Source organism: Vibrio hepatarius, from assembly GCF_043642085.1.
Taxonomy (GTDB): Bacteria; Pseudomonadota; Gammaproteobacteria; order Enterobacterales; family Vibrionaceae; genus Vibrio; species Vibrio hepatarius_C.
Genome location: NZ_JBHZSA010000010.1, coordinates 84,975 through 110,387, shown reverse-complemented (window position 1 = coordinate 110,387; position 25,413 = coordinate 84,975). Strand labels below are relative to the sequence as shown.

The 25,413-nt window shown below is 45.4% G+C and carries 27 protein-coding genes and 1 other RNA gene; 19 read left to right on the top strand and 9 right to left on the bottom strand.

Going from position 1 to position 25,413, the window contains the following annotated elements; genetic code table 11:
• Positions 1–384: 384 nt before the first annotated feature.
• Positions 385–2,109 carry an acetolactate synthase 3 large subunit gene (locus tag ACHUFZ_RS17270; protein WP_134835380.1) on the top strand — a complete coding sequence of 575 codons (1,725 nt, stop codon included), beginning with the start codon at positions 385–387 and terminating at the stop codon, positions 2,107–2,109.
• Position 2,110: 1 nt separating this feature from the next.
• A complete protein-coding gene (gene ilvN / locus ACHUFZ_RS17265; RefSeq protein ID WP_134835381.1) occupies positions 2,111–2,605 on the top strand; it encodes an acetolactate synthase small subunit in 495 nt (164 codons plus the stop codon).
• 64 nt (positions 2,606–2,669) lie between these two features.
• On the opposite strand, the gene serA is transcribed toward ilvN, so the two are convergent.
• The 5 genes from serA to ACHUFZ_RS17240 form a co-directional block, all read right to left on the bottom strand.
• The gene (gene serA, locus ACHUFZ_RS17260; protein ID WP_134835382.1) at positions 2,670–3,899 is read right to left on the bottom strand and encodes a phosphoglycerate dehydrogenase; all 1,230 of its coding nucleotides are present in this window, start codon (positions 3,897–3,899) and stop codon (positions 2,670–2,672) included.
• Between the two features lie 270 nt (positions 3,900–4,169).
• Positions 4,170–4,826, bottom strand: coding sequence for a ribose-5-phosphate isomerase RpiA (gene rpiA / locus ACHUFZ_RS17255; RefSeq protein WP_053440228.1), 657 nt, complete (start codon positions 4,824–4,826; stop codon positions 4,170–4,172).
• 91 nt (positions 4,827–4,917) lie between these two features.
• Entirely contained in the window at positions 4,918–5,502 is a 585-nt protein-coding gene (locus ACHUFZ_RS17250) for a 5-formyltetrahydrofolate cyclo-ligase (RefSeq protein ID WP_394128103.1), read from the bottom strand.
• A gap of 32 nt (positions 5,503–5,534) precedes the next feature.
• Positions 5,535–5,718, bottom strand: a non-coding RNA gene (ssrS, locus tag ACHUFZ_RS17245) — 6S RNA.
• A gap of 21 nt (positions 5,719–5,739) precedes the next feature.
• On the bottom strand, positions 5,740–6,048 hold the full coding sequence (locus tag ACHUFZ_RS17240) for a cell division protein ZapA (protein WP_004415640.1): 309 nt from the start codon (positions 6,046–6,048) through the stop codon (positions 5,740–5,742).
• Positions 6,049–6,285: 237 nt separating this feature from the next.
• On the opposite strand from ACHUFZ_RS17240, the gene ACHUFZ_RS17235 reads away from it, so the two are divergent.
• The 3 genes from ACHUFZ_RS17235 to ACHUFZ_RS17225 are packed head-to-tail and all read left to right on the top strand — an operon-like array spanning position 6,286 to position 9,297.
• Positions 6,286–6,861 (top strand): YecA/YgfB family protein, encoded by a 576-nt coding sequence (locus ACHUFZ_RS17235; RefSeq protein WP_394128102.1) that lies wholly within the window; start codon positions 6,286–6,288, stop codon positions 6,859–6,861.
• A gap of 12 nt (positions 6,862–6,873) precedes the next feature.
• Positions 6,874–8,049 carry a 2-octaprenyl-6-methoxyphenyl hydroxylase gene (ubiH, locus tag ACHUFZ_RS17230; protein WP_394128101.1) on the top strand — a complete coding sequence of 392 codons (1,176 nt, stop codon included), beginning with the start codon at positions 6,874–6,876 and terminating at the stop codon, positions 8,047–8,049.
• Between the two features lie 24 nt (positions 8,050–8,073).
• The gene (locus tag ACHUFZ_RS17225) at positions 8,074–9,297 is read left to right on the top strand and encodes an FAD-dependent 2-octaprenylphenol hydroxylase (protein WP_134835387.1); all 1,224 of its coding nucleotides are present in this window, start codon (positions 8,074–8,076) and stop codon (positions 9,295–9,297) included.
• 55 nt (positions 9,298–9,352) lie between these two features.
• Here the strand turns inward: ACHUFZ_RS17225 and ACHUFZ_RS17220 are convergent, their stop codons facing one another.
• From ACHUFZ_RS17220 to ygfZ, 3 genes are all read right to left on the bottom strand, one after another.
• Positions 9,353–9,559 carry a DUF1107 domain-containing protein gene (locus ACHUFZ_RS17220; protein WP_004415633.1) on the bottom strand — a complete coding sequence of 69 codons (207 nt, stop codon included), beginning with the start codon at positions 9,557–9,559 and terminating at the stop codon, positions 9,353–9,355.
• Positions 9,560–10,196: 637 nt separating this feature from the next.
• Complete coding sequence (locus ACHUFZ_RS17215) at positions 10,197–10,673, bottom strand: aminoacyl-tRNA deacylase (RefSeq protein ID WP_394128100.1); 477 nt, start codon at positions 10,671–10,673, stop codon at positions 10,197–10,199.
• Complete coding sequence (gene ygfZ, locus ACHUFZ_RS17210; RefSeq protein ID WP_394128099.1) at positions 10,666–11,634, bottom strand: tRNA-modifying protein YgfZ; 969 nt, start codon at positions 11,632–11,634, stop codon at positions 10,666–10,668. Before ygfZ ends, ACHUFZ_RS17215 begins: the two co-directional genes overlap by 8 nt.
• 201 nt (positions 11,635–11,835) lie before the next feature.
• Here ygfZ and ACHUFZ_RS17205 point away from each other — a divergent pair, with 201 nt between their 5' ends.
• Both ACHUFZ_RS17205 and ACHUFZ_RS17200 read left to right on the top strand, forming a co-directional pair.
• Positions 11,836–12,096, top strand: coding sequence for an FAD assembly factor SdhE (locus ACHUFZ_RS17205; RefSeq protein WP_004415630.1), 261 nt, complete (start codon positions 11,836–11,838; stop codon positions 12,094–12,096).
• The gene (locus tag ACHUFZ_RS17200; RefSeq protein WP_394128098.1) at positions 12,065–12,463 is read left to right on the top strand and encodes a protein YgfX; all 399 of its coding nucleotides are present in this window, start codon (positions 12,065–12,067) and stop codon (positions 12,461–12,463) included. Before ACHUFZ_RS17205 ends, ACHUFZ_RS17200 begins: the two co-directional genes overlap by 32 nt.
• A 28-nt stretch (positions 12,464–12,491) precedes the next feature.
• On the opposite strand, the gene nadB is transcribed toward ACHUFZ_RS17200, so the two are convergent.
• On the bottom strand, positions 12,492–14,105 hold the full coding sequence (nadB, locus tag ACHUFZ_RS17195; protein ID WP_394128097.1) for an L-aspartate oxidase: 1,614 nt from the start codon (positions 14,103–14,105) through the stop codon (positions 12,492–12,494).
• Between the two features lie 406 nt (positions 14,106–14,511).
• On the opposite strand from nadB, the gene rpoE reads away from it, so the two are divergent.
• The 12 genes from rpoE (at position 14,512) to ACHUFZ_RS17135 (ending at position 25,409) form a co-directional block, all read left to right on the top strand.
• The gene (gene rpoE / locus ACHUFZ_RS17190) at positions 14,512–15,090 is read left to right on the top strand and encodes an RNA polymerase sigma factor RpoE (RefSeq protein ID WP_004415624.1); all 579 of its coding nucleotides are present in this window, start codon (positions 14,512–14,514) and stop codon (positions 15,088–15,090) included.
• A gap of 25 nt (positions 15,091–15,115) precedes the next feature.
• Complete coding sequence (locus tag ACHUFZ_RS17185; RefSeq protein ID WP_394128096.1) at positions 15,116–15,730, top strand: RseA family anti-sigma factor; 615 nt, start codon at positions 15,116–15,118, stop codon at positions 15,728–15,730.
• Entirely contained in the window at positions 15,727–16,692 is a 966-nt protein-coding gene (rseB, locus tag ACHUFZ_RS17180) for a sigma-E factor regulatory protein RseB (RefSeq protein WP_394128095.1), read from the top strand. The genes ACHUFZ_RS17185 and rseB overlap by 4 nt, the downstream gene beginning before the upstream one ends.
• Entirely contained in the window at positions 16,689–17,159 is a 471-nt protein-coding gene (locus ACHUFZ_RS17175) for a SoxR reducing system RseC family protein (protein WP_394128094.1), read from the top strand. Before rseB ends, ACHUFZ_RS17175 begins: the two co-directional genes overlap by 4 nt.
• 126 nt (positions 17,160–17,285) lie before the next feature.
• Positions 17,286–19,079: a translation elongation factor 4 gene (gene lepA, locus ACHUFZ_RS17170; RefSeq protein WP_394128093.1), complete on the top strand. Its 1,794-nt coding sequence runs from the start codon at positions 17,286–17,288 to the stop codon at positions 19,077–19,079.
• 202 nt (positions 19,080–19,281) lie between these two features.
• The gene (gene lepB / locus ACHUFZ_RS17165; protein ID WP_394128092.1) at positions 19,282–20,178 is read left to right on the top strand and encodes a signal peptidase I; all 897 of its coding nucleotides are present in this window, start codon (positions 19,282–19,284) and stop codon (positions 20,176–20,178) included.
• 163 nt (positions 20,179–20,341) lie between these two features.
• A complete protein-coding gene (gene rnc, locus ACHUFZ_RS17160) occupies positions 20,342–21,019 on the top strand; it encodes a ribonuclease III (protein WP_134835396.1) in 678 nt (225 codons plus the stop codon).
• Entirely contained in the window at positions 21,012–21,989 is a 978-nt protein-coding gene (gene era / locus ACHUFZ_RS17155) for a GTPase Era (RefSeq protein WP_134835397.1), read from the top strand. Before rnc ends, era begins: the two co-directional genes overlap by 8 nt.
• Positions 21,990–22,141: 152 nt before the next feature.
• Positions 22,142–22,867: a DNA repair protein RecO gene (gene recO, locus ACHUFZ_RS17150; protein ID WP_394128091.1), complete on the top strand. Its 726-nt coding sequence runs from the start codon at positions 22,142–22,144 to the stop codon at positions 22,865–22,867.
• Positions 22,864–23,595: a pyridoxine 5'-phosphate synthase gene (gene pdxJ / locus ACHUFZ_RS17145; RefSeq protein WP_394128090.1), complete on the top strand. Its 732-nt coding sequence runs from the start codon at positions 22,864–22,866 to the stop codon at positions 23,593–23,595. Before recO ends, pdxJ begins: the two co-directional genes overlap by 4 nt.
• 5 nt (positions 23,596–23,600) lie before the next feature.
• A complete protein-coding gene (gene acpS / locus ACHUFZ_RS17140; RefSeq protein WP_394128089.1) occupies positions 23,601–23,981 on the top strand; it encodes a holo-ACP synthase in 381 nt (126 codons plus the stop codon).
• 159 nt (positions 23,982–24,140) lie between these two features.
• Positions 24,141–25,409, top strand: a complete 1,269-nt coding sequence (locus ACHUFZ_RS17135) for a hypothetical protein (protein WP_394128088.1) — start codon at positions 24,141–24,143, stop codon at positions 25,407–25,409.
• Positions 25,410–25,413: the final 4 nt, after the last annotated feature.

Genomic DNA, 25,413 nt, shown 5'->3' with positions numbered 1-25,413 from the left:
CTGCTTTGGGGGATTTTTTTTGCAACTTTAGGTTTAATAAAATGATTGCCTAGTATCACGAAGTGTGGATTTTATTGGATATTATTCAACGTATTTAGAGGTTTTATTAGTGTAAAGTTCCAATCTATTCGGATTGGCTAGACTGTTTTTGTGATTTAGTGTTGAAAAATAGCATATCGTTTAAATTGGGAGAGGAGTCGCATTAGACCCGTTGCTAATAAAACGTTACATTTGTTGCGTGAACTTGTTTGATTTTAACTGCAGACAAGACATAGCCGAAAAAGTGGAAGTATTTCGATTTAGGCTACGAATAAGACCTAGACTATGTAAAACCAGCCCGGAGTGTTGACCTTACACTTTGGAGAACTGGTTAAGGAGAAAAGTATGGCAGCAATGTTGTCCGGTGCAGAGATGGTCGTTCAATCTCTGATCGAAGAAGGCGTTGAACAGATCTTTGGTTACCCAGGTGGCTCTGTTCTCGATATCTATGATGCACTTCATGCAAAAACAGACCAAATAAAACACGTCCTTGTTCGTCACGAACAAGCAGCAACGCATATGGCTGATGGCTATGCGCGTGCGACCGGTAATCCGGGTGTCGTACTCGTCTGTTCTGGCCCTGGCGCGACCAATACCATTACCGGTATTGCGACAGCGTATATGGACTCAATTCCAATGATCGTTATATCAGGTAACGTACCAAACAATATGATTGGTAACGATGCCTTCCAAGAGTGTGACATTGTGGGTGTATCGCGCCCAGTAGTGAAACACAGCTTCCTAGTGAAGAAAGCGGAAGATATTGCCGAAACGGTTAAGAAAGCCTTCTATATCGCAACAACAGGCCGACCTGGTCCTGTGCTTATCGATTTGCCAAAAGATGTTATGAACCCGCAAATCAAACTGCCGTATGAGTACCCTGAATCGATCTCGATGCGCTCTTACAAGCCGACGACCACTGGCCATAAAGGGCAAATCAAAAAAGGTTTGAAAACACTTTTAGAAGCCAAGAAACCGGTTCTTTATGTCGGTGGTGGTGCTGTTATTTCTGAAGCTGAACAGCATTTAACAGAGTTGGCTGAAGCGCTAAACCTACCGGTTGTTAGTACCTTAATGGGCCTTGGTGCTTTCCCTGGCACACACAAAAATGCGCTAGGTATGTTGGGCATGCACGGCGTGTATGAAGCCAATATGGCGATGCATAATGCTGACCTTATCTTTGGTGTTGGGGTTCGTTTTGATGATCGAACCACAAACAACCTAGAGAAGTACTGTCCAAACGCGAAAGTGATGCATATCGATATCGATCCGTCGTCGATCTCGAAGAATGTTAAAGCGGATGTTCCGATTGTAGGTTCTGCAGAAAAAGTGCTTCAGGCTATGGTGAGCTTACTTGAAGAGCAGGGCAGCACCAATGACCAAGAAGCGCTGAATCGCTGGTGGGATGAGATCCAAGTATGGCGTGATCGTAAGTGCTTATCTTACGAAACTTCTCCAGAACGTATTAAGCCACAGCAAGTTATTGAGACACTGCATAAATTGACGGGGGGCGATGCTTACGTTGCCTCCGATGTTGGTCAGCACCAGATGTTTGCCGCTTTATATTATCCATTCAACAAGCCGCGTCGCTGGATTAACTCTGGTGGTCTAGGCACGATGGGCTTTGGTCTTCCTGCTGGCATGGGCGTTAAGTTTGCTAAGCCAGACGAAGAAGTGGTGGTAGTGACAGGTGATGGTAGTATCCAGATGAATATTCAGGAGCTATCAACGGCGATGCAATATGATATCCCTGTTAAAATCATCAACTTAAATAACCGTTTCTTAGGCATGGTAAAACAGTGGCAAGACATTATTTACCAAGGCCGTCACTCTAACTCATACATGAGTTCCGTTCCGGATTTTGCTGCTATCGCTGAAGCGTATGGGCATGTCGGTATTCGTATTGAGTCACCGGATCAGCTTGAGGCTGGTTTGAAGCAAGCACTGGACATGAAAGATCGTCTGGTGTTTGTCGACATCAATGTAGACGAAACTGAACACGTATACCCAATGCAAATTAAAGGCGAAGGTATGGACAATATGTGGCTAAGCAAGACGGAGAGAACTTAATATGAGACACATTATTTCACTACTAATGGAAAACCAACCGGGTGCTTTGTCTCGAGTTGTTGGTCTGTTTTCTCAGCGTGCTTATAACATTGAGTCATTGACGGTATCTCCGACAGACGATGAAACTTTATCGCGCCTGAATATCACCACTATTTCAGATGATATGGAACTGGAACAAATTCAAAAACAGCTGAATAAGTTGATTGATGTGTTGAAGGTTCAAGAAGTGTCAGAGCTTGATCATATTGAGCGTGAGCTGATGATGGTTAAGGTCAAAGCGAGTGGTTTCTCTCGCGCTGAAGTGAAGCGTACTGCAGATATTTTCCGCGGTCAGATTGTTGATGTGACAGCTTCGCAATATACGGTTCAATTAGCCGGAACAAGCGAGAAGCTTGATGCCTTTATTCAAGCGCTTTCAGAAGTCACTGAAGTTTTAGAAGTTGCACGAAGTGGTGTTGTTGGCATTGCTCGTGGTGAGCGCTCTCTTAAACCTTAAAGAGTCGAAAATATAAAAAAACCACCGATAAGTCGGTGGTTTTTTTGTGTCTGGCAACTGGTGATTAGTGCAGGATACGCGCGCGAATTGTGCCTTCGATGCTCTTCAGTTTTGCTAGTGCTTCTTCCGAGCGTCCAGTCTCAACATCAATTACAACATAACCAAAGTCGGCTGCCGTCTGAAGATACTGACCTGCGATGTTGATCCCTTCTTCAGCGAAGATGGTGTTGATTTGCGTCAGGATACCAGGGCGGTTTTGGTGAATGTGCAGTAGACGTGAGCAATCACGGTGCTCAGGCAGTGATACTTCTGGGAAGTTAACGCTTGATAGCGTCGAGCCATTGTCTGAGTATTTAGCCAGTTTACCAGCCACTTCAACACCAATGTTTTCTTGTGCTTCTTGAGTTGAACCGCCTACGTGTGGGGTCAAGATAACGTTATCAAACTTTTGTAGTGGAGACTCAAATGGGTCAGCGTTGGTCTTTGGCTCTGTAGGGAACACGTCGATAGCAGCGCCAGCAATGTGGCCCGCTTCAAGGCTGTGACACAGCGCTTCAATATCAACTACAGTACCACGAGCGGCGTTGATAAAGATTGAGCCAGGCTTCATGCGAGCGAACTCTTCAGCGCCCATCATGTTTTTCGTTTCTGGCGTTTCTGGTACGTGCAGTGTAATCACATCACACTTATTAAGCAGCTCGCTCATGGTATGGATTTGCGTCGCATTACCCAGTGATAGCTTGTTCTCAATATCGTAGAAGTAAACGCGCATACCAAGGTTTTCAGCAATAATACCGAGTTGGGTACCGATATGGCCGTAACCGATAATACCTAAGCGTTTACCGCGAGCTTCGTAAGAGTTATCGGCACTCTTTTTCCAAATGCCGCGATGTGCAAGTGCATTCTTTTCTGGAATACCACGTAGAAGTAGAAGAAGCTGACCAAGGACTAATTCCGCAACACTACGAGTATTTGAGAATGGTGCGTTAAACACTGGAATACCGCGTGAAGCTGCAGCATTAAGATCAACTTGGTTAGTACCAATACAGAAACAGCCAATCGCAACCAGTTTTTCAGCTGCGCTGATCACTTCCTTGGAAAGATTGGTGCGTGATCGAATACCAATGAAGTGAACATCCTTCACTGCTTCTAGTAGCTCTTCTTCTGGTAGAGAGCCTTTGTGATATTCAATGTTGGTATAACCAGCCGCTTGAAGTACTTCTACAGAAGATGGGTGAAGACCTTCTAGCAGGAGGATCTTAATTTTGTCTTTTTCCAGTGAAACTTTGGCCATTATCTTCGTCCTTAAAGTGGGGAAATTGGGGCTTAACTGGCGCACAAAGTATGTAATGTAATAAAAGCAAACGTTTCGTTACCTCACAGGGTGACGCAAACGTTTTCCTTGTGCGTCTTCTGTTCACTAAGTTAACAAAAAAAATACAGTTTGGGTAAGAAAATTACGGAATAAGGAATAATTAATAAAGGAATAAACAGCAAAACGGCACCAATAGGTGCCGTCTGTAATGAAATAACAAGATTCGCGACTCTATCGCGCTAATTGTTATTACTCTTCGATTTTTGCGCCTTCTGGCGTACCAGTGATCACGACGTCTGCACCGCGGTGTGCAAATAGACCGACCGTTACGACACCTGGTAGTGCGTTAATCTTGTCTTCTAGATCTTTAGGGTTAGTAATTTTTAGGCCGTAAACATCTAAAATTACGTTGCCGTTATCCGTTGTTACGCCTTCACGGTATGCAGGGTCACCACCCAGTTTAACCAGCTCGCGTGCCACATAAGAGCGCGCCATTGGAATGACTTCAACAGGCAGTGGGAATTCACCAAGTACGTCAACCGCCTTAGTGTTGTCAACGATACAGATAAACTTGTCAGAGATTGCCGCAACGATCTTTTCACGTGTTAGCGCTGCGCCGCCACCTTTAATCATCTCACGGTCAGCGTTGATTTCATCTGCGCCATCAACGTAGATATCTAGACCTGCAACTTCGTTACAATCAAATACTTCGATCTCTAGCTCTTTTAAACGCTCAGTTGAAGCTACTGAACTGGATACCGCACCTTTGATTTCCTCTTTCATAGTGCCTAATGCATCGATGAAGTGATTCACTGTTGAACCTGTGCCTACACCAACAATACTGCCTTTTTCGACATACTTAAGTGCAGCCCAGCCAGCTTCTTTCTTCATTTCATCTTGAGTCATGCTCATCTCCTAAAAGAGGTTGTATTAACGTTTGCGCGGCGATTATAGCCTTATCCGTATCATACTTGAAGCGATGAGTGAGCGTAGAAAGTTACCATTGCCAAACCTTGGTTGGAGTCACAATTTTAGGCAGTGGCACATCCCACGATTCAATCGGTAGGGCATCAACATGCTGACAATCGTGAGCAAGGCCGATTGGTTTAGGCCCATGGCCAGTATTAAACCAAGGCGCTAAGGTACGATCGTAATAGCCGCCGCCCATGCCTAAACGATGACCCGTTGAATCAAACCCAACCAGAGGCGTGCAGATAATATCGAGCGATTGGGCTGGAATGATTTGGGTTTGGTCGAGTTTGGGCTCTGCGATTTGGTACTTGTTAAACACCATTGGAGAGTCTGGGGTATAGCGGAGAAACAGTAAGTGTCCCTTTGAGAAAGGATGGATAACCGGCAGATAAACCTGTTTGCCACTCTGCCACAGTTTTTTAATCAGTGGCATGGTGTCGACTTCACCGTCTGCCGACAAGTACAAAGCAATATGTTGAGCGGATTTGATCTCAGGAATAGATAAAAATTGCTGGCAAAGGTCTAAGCCCGCTTGCTGCTGGAAGCTATCGCTTAACTGGTTGCGTCGATGACGAATGGATTGGCGAAAGTCTTGTCGAGAGAGTGTCATGATACTACCCATCGTTAGGGGTATTCAAAGGAGGATACCCCAGAGTGTCGTCGGAGATGTTTGACCCATGAACCAGCTGGTTCAGGGCGGATCAGCAATGGTTACCGTAGGCTTCTCGGTGCATGCCGAGCTTGCTCAATAGCAACCAAGTACTAACCCTTTAGTATTGCTTATCGGCTCAGGGACGTAATCCCCTAACGCACACTCCAGGGTAAATTCTTGTTGGTACTGTAAAGGCTATTGCTGTCCTGGCTTCACTTTACTCATTGCACTATCTAAAGAGGCTGAGAGCTGTTCCATGCGCTCAAACAGTGCATTTTGTTCTTGCTTTGAATCGCTATCACGAGTTTCAAGCTCATGACTAAAGTTCAAGGCAACAAAAGTCAGCAATTGGACTTCATTAGTAATTTTAGTCTTTTCTGCCATTTCAGTCAGGCGGCTCTCTAGACGTTGGGCTGCGTTAATCAAAGACTCTTCTTGTCCAGCTGGGCAGTTTACCCGCATTAACTTACCTAAGATTTCAACTTCTACCGCTTGATTACTCATATCGACTCTAATATCTGTTGCCTAAGGTGATAAAGCAAACAATCACCGAGGAAGAAACTATAGAAAAACGCCCATTAAGATTCAAGCTTTTCCAGAACCCGTGGTGCAAATCAGCGCACAATAACACAGTAATTGGGCAAATTGAGTAAAAGGTGCCCACAATTGAGTAATCGTTCGTTTTCGGCTGCTTTGGTAAGTGATACGATTGAGCTTATTTATTTCAATTGGGTCATTCTAATGAGCGACAAACAACTACCAGATTATCTGACATTTGCCAGTGATTTACAGTCAGCCGGTTTAGCGGTCAATCCAGCTGAATTGCACGGTCTATTGACTGGAATGCTCAGTGGCGGTCTTAGTTTGACAGACAAAAGCTGGCAGCCAATGGTTTATGACTATGTCAGTGAAGGTATGGGATGGCCAACAAAGTCCTTACAGTTAGCGCAAGCAGCACTAGATGCAACCATCAGCGAACTTACTGGTTCAGGTATGGAGCTTGAGATACTGCTTCCTGACGAAGAAGCGAGTGCATCGCTGTTTGATATTGCGGATGGCTTGGCAGAGTGGGTTAATCACTTTATTTCCGGTTTAGGTCTAGTGAATGCTGAACTGAAAAAAGCCTCTAAGGATGTCAAAGAAGCACTGGCTGATCTTGAAGAAATTTCTAAGCTGGGCATTGATGAAGATGACGACCTAGAAGAGCAGGCACAACTGCTTGAGCAGGTCATTGAGCATGTTAAAGCGTGCGTACTGACGATTCACTCGGAATTTGGTCAACGACCAACTCAGCAAACCGCTCCAACTATTCACTAAGTAGGTAGGTTAATGAAGCAGTTTGATGTGGTCATTGCTGGTGGCGCAATGGCTGGAATGACGTTAGCACTGGCGATAAATAAGCTCTCATCACAGCCGTTGTCTATTGCGGTGATTGAACCGTTTCCTGTTGATCACCAAGCGCATCCGGGATTTGATTCTCGCTCAATTGCGCTCTCTTATGGCACGGTCAATATCCTGAAGCGATTTGGCTTGTGGCAGCAGATTGAAAGCGTGGCGACGCCGATTATCCATATCCATGTCTCTGATCGTACTCATGCTGGAATGACAGATATAACCTGTGAGGAGCTGGCCGTTGATGCATTAGGCTATGTGGTTGAGCTTGCCGATGTGGGACGTATTTATCATCATCAAATTGAGCAAGATGAACACATTGAGCTGATTCATGCTTCGGTAGAGCAAGTTGTTCGCCAGCAAGAAAAAGTGCAACTGACATTAAGCGGTAACCAACAGGTTGAGGGGAAGCTTTTGGTCGCGGCTGATGGTGCGGTGTCTACTTGTTGCCAGCAGATTGGACTGACGCTTTCTGAGCACGACTTTGACCAAGTGGCTGTGATTGCTAATATCACCACTCAACAAGCGCATCAGGGCCGTGCTTTTGAGCGCTTTACTGAATCTGGCCCCGTGGCATTGCTGCCAATGTCTGAGGGCCGTATGTCTTTGGTATGGTGCTTGAGACCAGATGAAGCAGCCAAGGTGATGAATTATAGTGATGAAGCTTTCTTGGCTAAGTTACAAGAGAGCTTTGGTTGGCGTCTAGGGCGATTAGACAAGACCGGGCAGCGAGCCAGTTACCCATTATTACTGCGTTACCGTGAGCAAAATGTCTCACACCGTTTTGCCATTGTCGGCAATGCGGCACAAACACTTCACCCAATAGCAGGTCAAGGGTTTAACTTGGGCATTCGTGATGTAGCGACGTTAGCGGAATGTATCGCTCAGCAGCCACAAGACTCAGGTGAATATCACGTTCTTAAGCAATTTAAGCAGGCGCGAGCACAAGATCGCAACGCGACTATTTCAATGACATCATCTCTAGTGCATATCTTTTCTAATGACTATTTGACGATGCGTATTGGTCGTAACTTGGGGCTGTTCGCTATGGATAACTTTGCCCCGTTAAAAGCCCCACTACTAAAAAGAACTTTAGGCTTGGTGGCTCGATAAGCCAGCAACAAGGACAACAAACATATGATGCAAAGTGTAGATATCGCGATTGTTGGCGGTGGAATGGTCGGTTTAGCGCTAGCGGCCGCATTTAAAGATACTGATTTACGTATTGCCGTGATTGAAAGTCACGAACCTGAAAGCGAGCTGAGTGCATTGCCAGACGTTCGTGTTTCTGCATTGAGTCGTTCAAGTGAATCCGTGTTACGCAACTTGGGTGCATGGCAAGGGATTATGCAGCGCAGAGCGGCCCCTTATCGTGCTATGGAAGTGTGGGAGCAAGATAGCTTCGCACGCATAGAGTTTGAAGCGCAGAAGCTTGCTCAGCCAGATCTTGGTCATATTGTTGAAAATCGCGTGATTCAATTGGCACTGCTTGACCAAGTGAAACAGCAAGCCAATGTGTCGCTATTTATGCCGGCGCGATGTGCGTCTATGGCAATGGGCGAAAGTGAAGCTTGGTTGACGCTTGATAATGGCCAATCATTAACTGCGAAATTAGTTGTGGGTGCGGATGGCGCTAACTCTTGGGTGAGAAAACAGCAAGATATTCCATTGACTCATTGGGACTATGGGCACAGTGCGATTGTTGCCAATGTTCGTACCAAAGAAGCGCATGAACGTATTGCTCGCCAAACCTTTACACCACAAGGTCCATTGGCTTTTTTACCTTTAGGTGAAGACAACTTAAGCTCGATTGTTTGGTCAACAGAGCCCAACCGAGCGGAACGCTTAGTCGAGATGTCAAACCGCGAGTTTAATAAAGCGCTCACGACAGAATTTGATAATCGCTTAGGCCTATGTGAAGTTGAAGGCGATCGCTTTGCCTTCCCACTTAAAATGCGTTACGCCCGTGACTTTGTGACTGAACGTGTTGCTTTGGTTGGTGATGCTGCTCATACCATCCACCCACTTGCAGGGCAGGGTGTTAACTTAGGCTTGTTGGACGCAGCCAGTTTAGCGCAAGAAGTGATCGAGCTTTGGCAACAGGGTGAAGACTTCGGCACTAAGCGTAACCTCAGAGGTTACGAGCGTTGGCGTAAAGCTGAAGCGGCGAAAATGATCGCAGCAATGCAAGGCTTTAAGGACCTGTTTGAAGGCAGTAATCCGGCCAAGAAGCTGATTCGTGGTATTGGTATGAAGTTGGTCGGTCAATTACCAGGCGCAAAAGATGAAATAATGAAGCGTGCGCTTGGGCTTACAGGGAACTTACCCAAGCTTGCTCAGCGAAGCGTGATTAAATCGTAGCAGTTTGATTGATAGGTACTAAAAGGGTTGGCAATTGCCAACCCTTTCTAATTCTTTATGCGTAAGCGCAGCGGAGTTTCATGACTTCTTTATTGATTTCCTTAACCGCTTTAAAGTGACGCGTTTCTGCTCTTTCTGGCAAAATCAATTTGCCGTTATCGAACTCAAATTTACCTACGCCATAGATGTAAATTCTTCCCTTGAATAGCCGACTAATGTGTTTAGCAATCATACCTGGTGTATAGCGCTTAAACAGTCTCATACATTTGTCCTTATGTTTAGCAAGCACTGCAAATTATACGAATTATCCACCTGAATTTATGTGATTATGGTGGTGGAATATGCAGTAGAAACTGAGTTTTTGGATATTTGTGTTGTCGTAGACAAATCTACGGATAAATATCCATTTTATTGTGATAGTTACCCCATTTATATTCTAGTTATTGAACTCGTTGGGGAGAACGAGCACTATTAAGCCTTATCTTTGTGACAGTTACTTTAAAGAATAGTTTAACTTTTTTATTAGATGTGATTTTTCGGTAAATTTATTCAAAAAAAAGCCCGCATAGCTACGCGGGCGAATAGTCACAGATGCATTACACAAAAAGTGGATGTCCTGAAACAATCAGTGGATTCACTTTTTTGTTGGAGAAGGTTACACGTCGCTTAAGAGTTACATACCGACTTTCAAACGAGTGCCAAACAGAATGAACATATTTTGCTTGAACTTTAACCAACGAGATTAGAATACTGCAAAAAAATCCCTGTGACTATATATGCTTTTAAATTGAATAATAATTTAATTGAATATCTTATATGATGCGAAAATGATCAATATTTTATGCAACATTATGTAATTTTTACAGATGAGGCTAACGTAAATTGGTTAGCCTGATAGTTTAATCGCGGCAGATCGCTGCGATCTTAGGTTGGCATAATTCGATCAAGTCAGCACAGTTCAAGGCAACCCCTGCCATGTTAGATCCACTGCTGATGGTGACTTCTGGTTCATTTAAGATTTGTTGATCAAAAATGATCTCCATTGGCGTGCGGAGCAGCAAAGGAACCACAGTGCCTATTTGATAGCCGGTCAAACTGGCGACTTGCTCCATGGAGACGCAGGTCATTCGTCGCCAGTTAAGCAATGCTCGAACTTTTTTCGGATCAACCGATTGATTACCGGGCGCGCAAGCGATGGCATAGCGATTACTCATATCTCTAAGCACAATACACTTGACCATTTGCTCTGGGCGAATGCCGCGCTGAGCTGCGGCATCTTCAATCGTTGTCGCTGGCGTCTGATGCGGAAGCAGGCGAAAAGCCACCTGCTGCGCCTCTAAGTATTGAGTAATATGGGTGGAAAATGAATTACTCATCGTCTTGTAACGAGTATGGTAGCTGAGCGATGGTCCATGAGCTTTCTGGTTGATCTTTTAAGCGTAATTGAACGTCATCGTCGAGGTTGTTCGGCAATACCACTAATGCCAGCGCGGCGTTATCTGTAAAGCGGTAACTCGCAAGTAACTTACCCGCACTGCGCCAGTTTTCACCCACGGCACGTTCTAACTCTGCATTGTCATCAATATTCTTGTCAGCGTTACCTTGGACAATAAATAGGGCACGTTTATTCATACCGCGATACTTGGCGCGAGCGACGGTTTCCTGGCCAGTGTAACAACCCTTTTTGAAGCTAATGCCGTCTACAGCTTGTACATTAATAGCTTGAGGAATGTGCTCAATTTGCTGCTCTGCGTTAAGCAATGGGGTACCCGATTGAATATCGTGTAGCGTCCATAAATCTTCCGATACTTTGCTCGCGTTACTTTGCGCGACAATCTGCTGTGTAGAGGCCTCTGTGACTAATAGTAACCAGCGCTGATCATCGATCTTAACTGCGCTACCACCCTCTACACGACGAACATCACCAGTCTCTTCTGAAAGGGAGTCAACTAGAGCGGTGGCGTTACTGCCCATAACGCCAAGTGCGATTTCATCACTATGGGTAAACTCAACTTTAGAGAAAATGGCATATTTCTTAAGCTCAGCAAGCTCTTTGTCGATCAATGACTTTGGTTGGAACATTGCGTAGCCACCATTATGGTGGAATAAGCGGAATACACTCCAAACCTTACCCTTTGCATCACAATGAGCGCCAAACGTTGATGATTGCTCACCAAGAGTCACAACATCACAAGTCACTTGCCCTTGCAGATATGATTTCTTGTCGTCGCCAATGAGTGTGATTGCTCCCCAAGTCGTTAGAGGTGCAATTGCCAGCTCTGGCAGTGAGTCCGTTGATGCTAGCTGTAAAGGAGCAAAGTCTTTTTGCCAATCCATGATCGTTACCTAATAGAATCTGAATAGACGTATGTTATCGCCTAATCCTATTGATAAACAACCTTTAGCGTAGTGTGGCATTAAATCCGATAAAGTTAGCGAAAATGCTGACCTTGCTCGGGAGTGTGACTGGCGTACTAGTTGCAAAGCAATTTGCTTGTTACACTCGGCGCAAATCAACCGATTAGGTGAGGAATTACAATGTATACCGCAGAACAAAAAGCGCGTATCAAATGGGCGTGTCGTCGTGGAATGTTAGAACTCGACGTGGTTATCATGCCGTTTTTTGAAGAGTGTTTTGAAAGCCTTAAAGAAAATGAGCAACAAGATTTTGTGTCACTGCTAGAGTGCGATGATCCAGATTTATTTACGTGGATAATGGGCCATGGCCGCAGTGAAAACTTAGGTCATGCTTCTATGGTCGATAAGATTGTCGCTCATAACCTCAGTAAAGTGCGCTAGGTTTCGCCTAACTCGCTCTTACCTATCTCTACTGGCCAATTACTTTATTCTGGTATTGGCCAGTTCATTCGTCATCCTATCTGACTTACCGCTTGTTGCAGTGTTCCCGAGCATTTATCTGCTCACGACCGTGACGATCAAATCTGGCTTCTTTACTTCAGCCTTGCTTGGTGATGTGACCTTTTTGTCGGCGCAAGAGTACCAACTAGATCGTTCGTTAATCCCCATTAAGCGTGTTGTGTTCGCACTCTCTCCCGCAGCATTATTGATTGTTCATGATGACAACAGCCGCGTCTTGCTGTGGCGAGATAGTATGAGCGAAAAACAGTATCGCGACTTGATCGTCATGCTAAAAAGGGAGCACTAGGCTCCCTTTTGGTCACATTGCTCGAGTATTAGTCTCGGCTGTCAGGAACGAGAATCGTCGGGTGACTCTCTTTCGCTAGCTCTGGGTAGTCGAGAGTATAATGCAGGCCACGGCTCTCTTTTCTTTCCATTGCACAGCGAACCATCAGCTCAGCAACTTGCAGTAGGTTACGCAGCTCTAAGAGGTTATTTGATACCTTGAAGTTACTGTAGTACTCGTGGGTTTCTTGCTGCAGTAATTGAATACGACGCAGTGCGCGTTCTAAGCGCTTATCGGTACGCACAATGCCCATATAGTCCCACATAAATAGACGCAGTTCATGCCAGTTATGCTGAATAACCACTTCTTCGTCTGAGCAGCTTACTTGGCTCTCATCCCAAGCAGGAAGAGCGGGTGGTAATGCGGCGTTTTCAAGATTGGCTATGATGTCATTAGCCGCAGCCCAGGCATAAACCACACATTCCAGTAGCGAGTTTGACGCCATGCGGTTAGCGCCGTGTAAGCCGGTATAACTCACTTCACCAATCGCATACAGCTGACTTAAATCGGTTTGGCCTGTTTTATCGACCATCACCCCACCACAAGTGTAGTGTGCGGCAGGAACGACAGGAATCGGCTCTTTGGTCATATCAATACCCAGATCCAATAGACGAGTATTGATAGTTGGAAAATGTTTTTCGATAAAGTCAGCAGGCTTGTGGCTGATGTCTAAGTACATGCAATCTGCACCGAGACGCTTCATCTCAAAGTCGATAGCGCGAGCAACAACATCACGTGGAGCGAGTTCTTCACGCTCGTCGAAGTCTGGCATAAATCGAGTGCCATCAGGGCGACGCAAGTAGGCGCCTTCACCACGCAGAGCTTCAGTTAGCAGGAAGTTTCGCGCTTCAGGGTGGTAGAGACACGTTGGGTGGAATTGGTTGAATTCGAGGTTCGCAACACGGCAGCCCGCGCGCCATGCCATTGCAATACCATCACCAGAAGAAACATCTGGGTTAGAGGTGTATTGATACACTTTAGACGCACCGCCAGTGGCCAATACGACAAATTTGGAACGCACTGTTTCAACGTGCTCTTGGTTACGGTTCCAAATATAAGCGCCGATAATCTTATTGCTGTCACCGCCGATTTTATCTTCAGTAATCAGGTCAAGGGCGTTATGGCGTTCCAATACCGTGATATTTGGGTGGTTGTGGACATTGTCTTGCAAAGAGGTTTGCATCGCCATGCCTGTAGCGTCGGCGGCATGGAGAATACGGCGATGACTATGACCGCCTTCGCGCGTCAAGTGGTAGCGAGGTGCTTCGTCGCTATCATTCTCTTCACGATCAAAAGGGACACCGCCATCGATTAACCACTGAACACACTCTTTAGCATTCTTAGCGATAAATTCGACCGTATCTTGTTCACACAGACCCGCACCGGCAATCAGCGTATCTTCAACGTGAGACTCGATACTGTCTGATTCATCAAATACCGCAGCAATACCACCTTGCGCGTAGTAGGTTGCTCCTTCACTACGTGGTCCTTTGCTGAGTACGATGACTTTGCCATGTTCTGCGACACGTAACGCTAACGATAGACCTGCTGCGCCACTACCCACCACTAACACATCACACTGATGTTCACGGTTTGCGTTCATAAAACTTTTAAATTCCCGAGTTAATTTGTACCACTGACGCCCTTTACTTAAAAACTCGCGTCGTGGTCACTGAGCGATCCCGCTCATAAACCTGTCATAGATTTGCCAATGCGACTCTGAAAACGTGAGAGTCAATTCGCTATAGTAACACCGAGCGAATGGCTTTGCATTGAGTGCAATTCTTCGTAAAGAGCATTGCTTTTCTTGGCTCTCATCCCCACAATCGGGATCAGAGGTAGATGAATGCATCACTGTGTAAAATTTGTTTGAAGAATTTTTGAACTTATATTTATTTACTAGGTCACAATAGTGCTCAAGTAAGCAGTGGTGTCAATACTACATTTTGCATAATTAATGCTCATGTCTGATAAGACTGGGGCGAATAACAATAGGAGTACCCGCTCGAATGAACGAGCAGCTGACCGATCAAGTATTAATTGAGCGAGTTCAGAATGGGGATAAGCAAGCATTCAACTTGTTGGTGACAAAGTACCAAAACAAAGTCTGCAACCTTATTTCTCGCTATGTGAATAATCCTGGTGATGTTCCCGATGTAGCGCAAGAAGCATTTATTAAGGCGTACAGAGCGATACCAAGCTTTCGTGGCGAAAGTGCCTTCTATACTTGGTTATATCGGATTGCCGTTAATACTGCAAAAAACCACCTTGTAGCTCAAGGGCGTAGGCCTCCCGCTCAAGATGTGGATACTGAAGATGCTGAATATTACGAAACGGGTAGTGCATTAAAAGAAATATCGAACCCTGAGAACTTAACGTTGTCCAATGAATTGAAACGTGTCGTTTTCAGTGCGATTGAAGCACTGCCTGATGATTTAAAAACCGCAATGACGTTGCGTGAGCTTGATGGCTTAAGCTACGAGGAAATAGCAGCGGTTATGGATTGCCCTGTAGGAACGGTGCGCTCGCGTATCTTCCGTGCTCGTGAAGCGGTTGAGAAAAAGATTCAACCCCTTTTGCAACGCTAGACCAGTAACATTAATGGTGAAAATAATGGCTGACAAAGAGAAACTTTCAGCACTCATGGATGGAGAGTTGGTTGATAAGGCTCTGATTACTGAATTAGAGCAAGACCAAGAAAGCCTACAATCATGGCAAAACTACCATTTAATTGGTGATGTAATGCGTGGTGAGGCTCCGGAGAAACCGGAGTGGAATATTGCTGAAAGCGTCGCGTTAGCGCTCGATGATGAGCCTGCGCACTCCACAATAACTCAGTTAGAACAGCATCGTCGTGTTGAATCACAGCCGACACCGGCACAAGCACGTAAACAATTACCTGCTTGGTTGAACCAATTTGGCCAAGTCGCGATGGCGGCGTGTGTGTCATTGGCGGTGATCTTAGGTGTGCAGCAATATGGTGGCAGCGATCCAAGTTCACCTGCGGCAGAAACATTGCCTGTTCTTCAAACGATCCCATTTGCTGGTAGCGCAGAGCCTGTTAGCCTAACGCGTTCTTCGGTTGAGCAGCAAAGTTCTAGCGAAGTGAATGTACAAGAACAACGTCGTCGCATAAATGCGATGCTACGAGACTACGAATTACAACTACGCTTAAATAGTGAAAATACTATTGAAAGTAGTGATAATCCTGAAACGGTAGTTGAATGAAGAAATTTCTGATCAGTGCGCTGACACTGTTCAGTTTGAACACACCATTAGCCTTTGCAGAAGAGAACGCTGCAGAGGCTTTGTTGTATCAAATGAACGAGGCAAGTCAGCATCTTAACTATGAACTGTCTTACATACTGATAAAGAAAAACAGCATTGAGCCATTGCTGTATCGACACGCAGTATCTGAAGATAAGCAGCTTGCACACCTTATCTATTTGAGTGGCCCTGTTCGTGAGGTCATTCGTCGTGGTGATGAGGTTAGCTATCTTGAGCCTGGCGTTGAACCTTTCACAATTGAGTCAGGCAACATGGTTGCTCCAACGATTCCATTATTAAATTCAGACGTTAGCCAGTTAAAAAACTTCTACGATTTCGTGCAAGTTGGCCGTGCGCGTGAAGCGGGTGTGGCATGTCAGGTACTAAGAGTCGTGCCGAAAGATGGCCAACGTTATTCCTACGTTTTATGGGTCGATGAAGGCAGCAAATTACCTTTGCGTGCAGACTTAGTGGATCGCGATGGTGAGGTGTTAGAGCAATATCGAACCATCTCTTACAATGTAAATGAGAAAATTGAGCAAGTGCTCAGTGGTTTAAACCAAGTGAAGTTACCAGAAGTGTTGTCACTGCCAAAAGGGCAGGTTGATAATGCACACTGGACAGTTGCATGGGTGCCAAATGGTTTTGAACCGAAAGAGCTTAACCGCTACCGCATGAATGACACTGAGCGTATGGTTGAAAGTCAGATGTACAGTGATGGTTTGTTTAGTTTCTCGGTCTACATTTCGCAAAGCGATAACTTGTCGCTCAAAGGCCAATTAGTTCGCCAAGGGCGTCGTACGCTGCACAGCTTTGTTCGTGGTGAACATGAAATCTCAGTGATTGGTGATGTTCCTCCTGCGACAGCAAAACGTATTGCTCAATCAGTCAAATTTGCCAATCCTGTGAGTGATTCACAATGATGACCGCACTGGCAACGGTTGCTCACGTTAAACCTCTTTCAAAGGGGTTTGACGTTGAGTTAGCGTGCGAACAGCAAACCAGTTGTAGCAGTTGTTCTTCGCAAAAAAGTTGCGGAACTGGCATTGTCTCTAAAGCAGTAGGGAATAAATCGTTGAGTTGGCATTTAACGACGGATAAGTCAGTTAAACCGGGTCAAGTGGTCGAAATTGGCCTACCAGAAAAGAGCATATTGCACTCCGCGGCGGTTGTTTATCTTGTCCCACTCTTTGCCATGATTCTTGGCGCTTTCATTGCGCAATGGTGGATTGCTCCATTTTTGGCCGCTGGAGAAGGCATCGTGATTCTCTCTTCTGCCCTTGCCACGGTTGCGGGTATTTATCTCGCCAAGAGATTATCTGTGCGATTAGAGCAGCAATCTTCTCAGCAAGTCATATTATTAAGGATCTTGGGCGAACCAATTAGCTAGTGCGAAGCGGCTAGAAATTGGGTAGAATCTGCCAACTTGATTGAAATGCCGTCGCTCAATGTAATAAATCAGAGCGAATTAACGGTTTTCTTGTCCCTATTTATAAGAGTTTAGTCACACCAAATCATGAAGCACATTCGTAACTTTTCGATTATCGCCCACATCGACCATGGTAAGTCGACCCTATCAGACCGTTTAATCCAAGTATGTGGTGGATTGAGTGACCGTGAAATGGCCGCACAGGTTTTAGACTCCATGGATCTAGAGCGTGAGCGTGGTATCACAATCAAATCACAGAGTGTGACGCTTAACTACACAGCAAATGATGGTGAAACATACCAACTTAACTTCATCGATACCCCTGGGCACGTTGACTTCGCCTATGAAGTTTCTCGTTCTCTAGCGGCGTGTGAAGGTGCTCTACTGGTAGTTGATGCTGGTCAAGGTGTAGAGGCTCAAACTCTTGCTAACTGTTACACAGCGATTGAAATGGATCTAGAGGTTGTGCCAATCCTAAACAAGATTGACCTTCCTGCTGCAGACCCTGAGCGTGTATCAGAAGAAATTGAAGAAATCGTTGGTATCGATGCAATGGAAGCCACTCGTTGTAGTGCAAAGACAGGTATCGGTGTTGATGACGTTCTAGAAAACATTGTTTCTGCGATTCCGGCACCAGAAGGTGACCCAGAAGCGCCGCTACAAGCATTGATCATTGACTCATGGTTCGACAACTACTTAGGTGTTGTTTCTCTCGTTCGAATTAAGAACGGCGCTCTTAAGAAGAATGACAAGATCAAAGTAATGAGCACAGGTCAGGTTTGGGGTGTAGACCGTCTTGGTATTTTCACGCCTAAGCAAGTCGATACTGATGTACTACGTACTGGTGAAGTAGGTTGGGTTGTTTGTGGTATTAAAGACATCCTAGGTGCACCAGTAGGTGATACGCTAACACTGGCTAAAAACGGCAGTGATAAAGCGCTACCAGGCTTTAAAAAAGTAAAACCTCAGGTATATGCGGGTCTATTCCCAGTATCTTCTGATGATTACGAAAGCTTCCGTGATGCACTAGGTAAACTAAGTCTGAATGACGCATCGCTATTTTATGAGCCAGAAAACTCAGCAGCGCTTGGTTTTGGTTTCCGTTGTGGCTTCCTTGGCATGCTACACATGGAGATCATCCAAGAGCGTCTAGAGCGTGAGTACGATCTAGATCTGATCACCACTGCGCCAACGGTAGTTTACGAAGTTGAAGAAACTAACGGTAACACTCTATACGTCGATAGCCCGGCGAAGTTACCAGCGGTTAATGATATTGAAGAAATCCGCGAGCCAATTGCTCGCTGTAACATCCTAGTACCATCTGATTATCTAGGTAACGTAATCACACTATGTGTTGAGAAACGTGGTACTCAGGTTGATATGGTTTACCACGGTAACCAAGTTGCAGTGACTTACGATATTCCTATGGCGGAAGTGGTACTCGACTTCTTTGACCGTTTGAAGTCAACGTCACGTGGTTACGCATCTCTGGACTACAACTTCCAACGTTTTGAAACGTCGAGCATGGTTCGTGTTGATGTTCTTCTTAACGGTGACACGGTTGATGCCCTAGCGATGATCACTCACAAAGATCAGTCGCAAACTCGTGGTCGTCAGCTAGTAGAGAAGATGAAAGAGTTCATCCCTCGTCAGATGTTTGATATTGCAATTCAGGCAGCAATCGGTAACCACATCATCGCGCGTTCAACAGTGAAACAGCTGCGTAAGAACGTAATCGCGAAGTGTTACGGTGGTGACGTGAGTCGTAAGAAGAAGCTACTGAAGAAGCAGAAAGAAGGTAAGAAACGTATGAAGCAGATCGGTAACGTAGAGCTGCCTCAAGAAGCGTTCTTAGCAATTCTTCACGTAGGCAAAGACTAATCCCAGTCATATTTGACGCTACAGCGTTGTTGCCAGCGCAAACTCACCTTAATCACATAGTACACCTATGCTCATAGGGCTGAGTTTGCTAGTCGCCTAGCTGTAACGCCAACTATTTATGGGATTATTAGAATTAAATTCAATGAGTAAGTGGAAGGGTTTCGGCTCTTTCACTTTCGTATTTTTGAGATAAGGGAAGTCAATGGCGAACACATTTTCACTCATCCTTGTGATTGTTACTTTGGTAACGGGTATTGTCTGGGTGCTAGAAAAGCTGGTCTTTGCAAAGAAACGCCAAGCGAAAGTGGCGGAAGTCGAAGCGCAAACCAATGGTTTAGATGCCGCTGTTCTTGAAAAGGTGAAGACTCAACCGTGGTGGATTGAAAATAGCGTGTCTATTTTCCCAGTGATTGCTGCGGTGCTCGTATTGCGCTCTTTTATCTATGAACCGTTTCAAATTCCATCTGGCTCTATGATGCCAACACTGCTGGTGGGCGACTTCATCTTGGTTGAGAAGTACGCTTACGGTCTGAAAGACCCTGTGTGGCGCACACAACTGGTTGAAACCGGTAAACCTGAACGTGGTGATACTGTGGTATTTAAATACCCACCTCAGCCAAGCATCGACTACATTAAGCGTGTGGTTGGTCTACCTGGTGACACGGTTCGCTACAACAGCAAAAAAGAAATCTGTATTCAGTCTCCTGGCGAAAACGTATGTAAGCCAGTGAAACTATCGAATGTAGAAGAAAGCCAGTTTATCCAAAATGGTATCCCTCTGATTCAGTTGGATGAGCAATTAAGTGAAACTGGGCACCAAATCTTGGTCAATCCGCTACGTCGTGATCGCGTTGAATTGTATCAACCACGCAACGGCGTTAATGAGTGGGTTGTACCAGAAGGTCAGTACTTTGTGATGGGTGATAACCGTGACAACAGCGCTGACAGTCGCTACTGGGGCTTTGTTCCGGAAGCAAACCTTGTAGGTAAGGCTGTGGCTATCTGGATCAGCTTCGAATTTGAGCGTGGCGAAGATAGCGTATTACCTTCATGGATCCCAACTGGTGTGCGTTTTAACCGCATCGGTGGCATTAACTAAATTCTCTTCATATTTGAAGCTGTAGCGTTGTTGACTGCGTAAATTCACCGGTTCGCCGGCCGCCCTAATCACATAGATTACCTATGCTCATAGGGCTGAATTTACTTGTCGCCTAACTACAACTTCAACTATTTTGAGAATGAACACAAATTATTGAGAGAGCATGAATTCTCCTACACCAAAACTAGAGAAGAGGCTCGGCTATCAGTTTAATGATGCTGAGCTAATCAGTTTAGCGCTGACACACCGCAGCGCTAATGGAAAACATAACGAGCGTCTTGAGTTTCTGGGCGATTCAATTTTAAGTTTTGTCATTGCTGATGATCTTTATCACCGTTTCCCTAAGGTTAACGAAGGGGATATGAGCCGTATGCGTGCGACACTTGTTCGTGGTCATACGCTTGCTGAACTAGGTCGCGAATTCGAACTAGGAGATCACTTAAAATTAGGTCCAGGTGAATTAAAAAGTGGCGGTTTCCGTCGTGATTCAATTCTTGCCGACGCTGTGGAAGCCATCATTGGTGCTATCTATCTAGACAGCGACATTGAAGTGGTTCGTGGCATTATTCTTAGCTGGTACAAGACGCGCCTTGATGCAATCAAGCCGGGTGTATCACAAAAAGATCCGAAGACTCGCCTACAAGAGTTCCTTCAAGGTCGAAGAAAGCCGCTGCCTGCTTACACAGTGACTAATATTAAAGGTGAAGCACACAACCAAGAGTTTACGGTTTCGTGCGAAGTGGCAGGTATTGGACAACCTGTTATTGGTAAAGGCACCAGCCGCCGCAAGGCAGAACAAGCGGCTGCTGAATTAGCACTAGAGCAATTAACCAATGACTGATTCAACGGATAACAACGAATTTGATATTGATGCGTTTTTCTCATCAGGCGGCGAGCAAGCTACCTCACCAGAAAATCAGCATTGTGGTTTTGTCGCGATCGTTGGTCGCCCTAACGTAGGTAAATCGACGCTTCTAAACCGTATTTTAGGTCAGAAGATTTCAATCACCTCACGTAAACCTCAGACAACTCGTCACCGCATTATGGGTGTCGATACTGAAGGCGACTATCAAGCGATTTATGTCGATACTCCAGGTCTTCACATCGAAGAGAAGCGTGCGATTAACCGTCTGATGAACCGTGCGGCAAACTCATCACTGAGTGATGTGAACCTTGTGTTCTTCCTAGTGGATGGTACGCATTGGACTGCCGATGATGAGATGGTTCTGACTAAACTGCAGAAATCTAACTTCCCAGTAGTATTGTGTGTCAACAAAGTTGATAACGTACAAGATCGCAATGAAGTCATGCTACACATGATGGATATGTCGAAGAAGATGGAATTCGTTGATGTTGTGCCTATCTCAGCGAAACATGGTAAGAATATCGACGTTCTACGTAAACATGTACGTGAACACTTACCTAAAGCGACACACCACTTCCCAGAAGAGTATGTGACTGACCGTTCTCAGCGTTTTATGGCGTCAGAGATCGTACGTGAAAAGCTAATGCGTTTCACTGGTGAAGAACTGCCATACTCGGTAACGGTTGAGATCGAGCGTTTTGACTATAACCCGGACACAGATGGCTTCCACATCAATGCCTTAATTCTTGTTGAACGTAATGGTCAAAAGAAAATGGTAATTGGTAAGGGCGGCGAAAAGATCAAGACCATTGGTCGTGAAGCGCGCCTAGATATGGAAGAGCTGTTTGGCCGTAAGGTTTACTTAGAAACTTGGGTTAAAGTGAAATCGGGCTGGGCAGACGATGAGCGTGCACTGCGCTCGCTTGGCTACATCGACGATCTATAAGGTCTGCGAGGCTAGATGCTTCGCTCCAAGTTGTACGAAATAAGGAGCCGGTCGGCTCCTTATTTGTATCATGCGGATTATTTAATAATTATTTAAGTTACGAGTAAGTCATCTCTCGTTAATATTGGTTTCATATTTGTCTGGCAAATTCTATGTCCTCTGAAGGTTTACAGCGTTGTTTCGTGTTGCACCGCCGCCCTTACAGCGAATCGAGTTTAATTCTCGATGTGTTTAGTGAGGAGTATGGTCGCGTCACCTTAATGTCAAAAGGGGCGCGCAGTAAACGTTCGAATCTTAAAGGTGCACTTCAGCCTTTTACCCCATTGTTGCTCAAATGGTCGGGCAATGGCTCGATGAAGACCTTGCGCCAGGCTGAACCCATTAGCTTAGGTTTACCGCTAACCGGTATTAACCTCTATTCAGGTATGTACGTTAATGAGTTGATTGGCCGAGTATTGATGGCGGAAGTGGCGATGCCCGCTCTGTTTCATGACTATTTGCACGCGCTAACAGAGTTAGCTCAAGCGGAGAATCCCGAGCCTGCACTAAGGCGTTTTGAGTTAGCACTGTTATCCGCCATGGGTTATGGCGTCGACTTTCTCCACTGCGCGGGTAGTGGGGAGCCGATTGATCCCGGAATGACTTACCGTTACCGGGAGCAGAAAGGTTTTATCGCCTCAGTGCGTCATGACAATCTGACTTTTAGAGGTGATGAACTGATCGCAATCAGTGAACGTCGGTTTACCACAAAAGAACAACTCAAAGCGGCAAAACGCTTTACACGTATAGCCTTAAAGCCGTATCTTGGCGGCAAACCATTAAAAAGCAGGGAATTGTTTATGTCGATGATTCCCCGAGCACGGAGTATTGGAAAATGAGCTCAATCTACCTAGGTGTAAATATCGACCACATTGCAACGCTACGTAACGCACGTGGTACTAAGTATCCAGATCCTGTACATGCAGCAGAAATTGCTGAGCGAGCGGGTGCTGATGGTATTACAATTCACCTGCGAGAAGACCGTCGTCATATTGTTGATCGTGATGTTCGCATTCTGCGTGAGACGCTACAAACGCGTATGAACCTAGAAATGGCAGTGACAGATGAAATGGTTGAGATTGCACTGAAAACTAAACCAGAATACGTATGTCTGGTGCCTGAAAAGCGCGAAGAACTGACCACTGAAGGCGGTCTTGATGTTGCAGGTCACCTAGAAAAGGTCAAAGCGGCGACTCAAACTCTAACGGAAGCGGGCATTAAAGTTTCGCTATTCATTGATGCTGATCGTGAGCAAATTGATGCAGCGAAAGCGTGTGGTGCGCCATTTATTGAGCTTCACACTGGTCACTATGCAGACGCTGAAACTGAAGAAGATCAGCAAGACGAGCTAAAAAAGATCGCGGCTGGTGCAAGCTATGCTGCAGACCTTGGTATTACGGTTAACGCGGGGCATGGTCTGACTTACCACAACGTTGCACCCATTGCGGCAATTCCGGAAATTTTTGAGTTAAACATTGGTCACTCGATCATTGGTCGCGCAGTGTTTGACGGTTTGCATAAAGCAGTTGCTGATATGAAAGCCATCATGGTTGAAGCGCGTAAATAAGCACTATGGCGATTGTTGGTTTAGGAACAGACATAGCTGAGATTGAGCGAGTCGAAAAGGCGCTCGCTCGCTCCGGTGAAGCATTTGCAAAGCGTATTTTGACCGAGGTCGAACTTGAGATTTTTGCTGGCTTAAAGCAGCAAGGGCGCTTTTTGGCGAAACGCTTCGCGGCGAAAGAAGCGGCATCAAAGGCGTTAGGCACTGGTATTGCGCTTGGTGTTACCTTCCACGATTTTACCATTGCCAATGATGAGCTTGGTGCGCCTAAGTTGAGCCTGTCTAAAAAAGCACTTGAGCTTTCTGAGCTGAAAGGAGTGAATCACATCCACCTTTCCATTTCCGATGAACGGCATTATGCAATGGCGACAGTCATACTCGAAAACTAACCCATTTAATTAAAGCGACCTTAGGTCGTTTTTTTATTTTTGGCATCTTCCCTCCTTAACCTGATTTTTGGTTAATAATTTATAGTGATTAGATAAAGAATTATCATCACTACACCTCATGTTTAGTGCTTGCAGCTCTGCTGCTAAGGATTGCTCAATATGAATAGAAAACCGATAGCGGCAAGAGTTGCTCTAGCTGTTAGCGTGCTATTTTTTAGTTTTCATACAGTGGCTATGGATTGGTCAGTATCGGGCTTTGGTACATTAGGTTATGCGTATGAAGATGAGGACCAACTCGCCTATCGACGTGACATTACTCAGACAGCAGACAATGATGACAATGGTTCATGGTTAACTGATTCTAACTTTGGTCTTCAGTTGGACACTAGCTTTAATCACCAATGGTCATTCACCACTCAATGGTTACTCGACAACAGTACTAAACACGACTTCGATGAGCTGACTGAATTAGCATTTATTCGCTATGAGCCAAACCAATATTGGAACTTCCGAGTCGGTAGGGTTGGAGTAAGCGCTTATGCGGCAGCGGACAGTCGGTATATCGATTACGGTCACTTGTGGGTACGGCCTTCTCAAGAGTTGTACGGGGGCATCGTCTTTGATTCGCTCGACGGTGTAGGGATGAGTTACTTATCCAACAACCCAGCATTTAACTGGTCATTGAAACTTGAGTATGGGAGTAACAATCAACGAGGAGAAATCGCCCAAACCAATGACGATTATACCGCCGAGTTAAGAGAGGTATTAAGTGCCTCTTTTGAAGTGATGCAAGGCAATTGGAAATGGCAAGCTTCATACGCCAATGTCGGCTCTCTATCGATTAAGCAAGGGGGATCAATCCAAGCTCTGCAAAGTCAGTTACAGCAGGTTTCAATGCTAGGCATTCCTGGGGTTAGTGAGGAAGCGGCTCAAGCGTATGATGCGATGACGCTAGATGATGAATCCGTAGAGTATTACCAACTGGCGATGTTGTATTTTGATGGCCAGTGGACGTTACAAACTGAGTTATTTCAGATTGATGCAGACAAATCTTCCATCCCCCAAGGCCGTGGCGGCTATGCCTTAGTGGGTTATAGCCTAAATAACATTACGCCGTATGTCATGTATGGCCAATTTAGTCCTCGTTATTCTTATTATACCAACAGCTTAGATTGGGGAGCGGTCGACCCATCACTATCTTTACTTCAGGCAGGAGCCGAGATTGGTATTAATTCGGTACGCATTGACCAAAGTACCTATTCACTCGGAGTTCGGTGGGATTTACTACCTCAGTTAGCCCTGAAAGCTCAGATAGATTACATCGAGATTAATGAGTTTGGATATGGTTTGTGGGCATCGGCCCCTTCTGTGTTAGGCAGTGGAAGGGATGCTCAAGTTTATACCATCAATCTAAACTTTATATTCTAGGAGG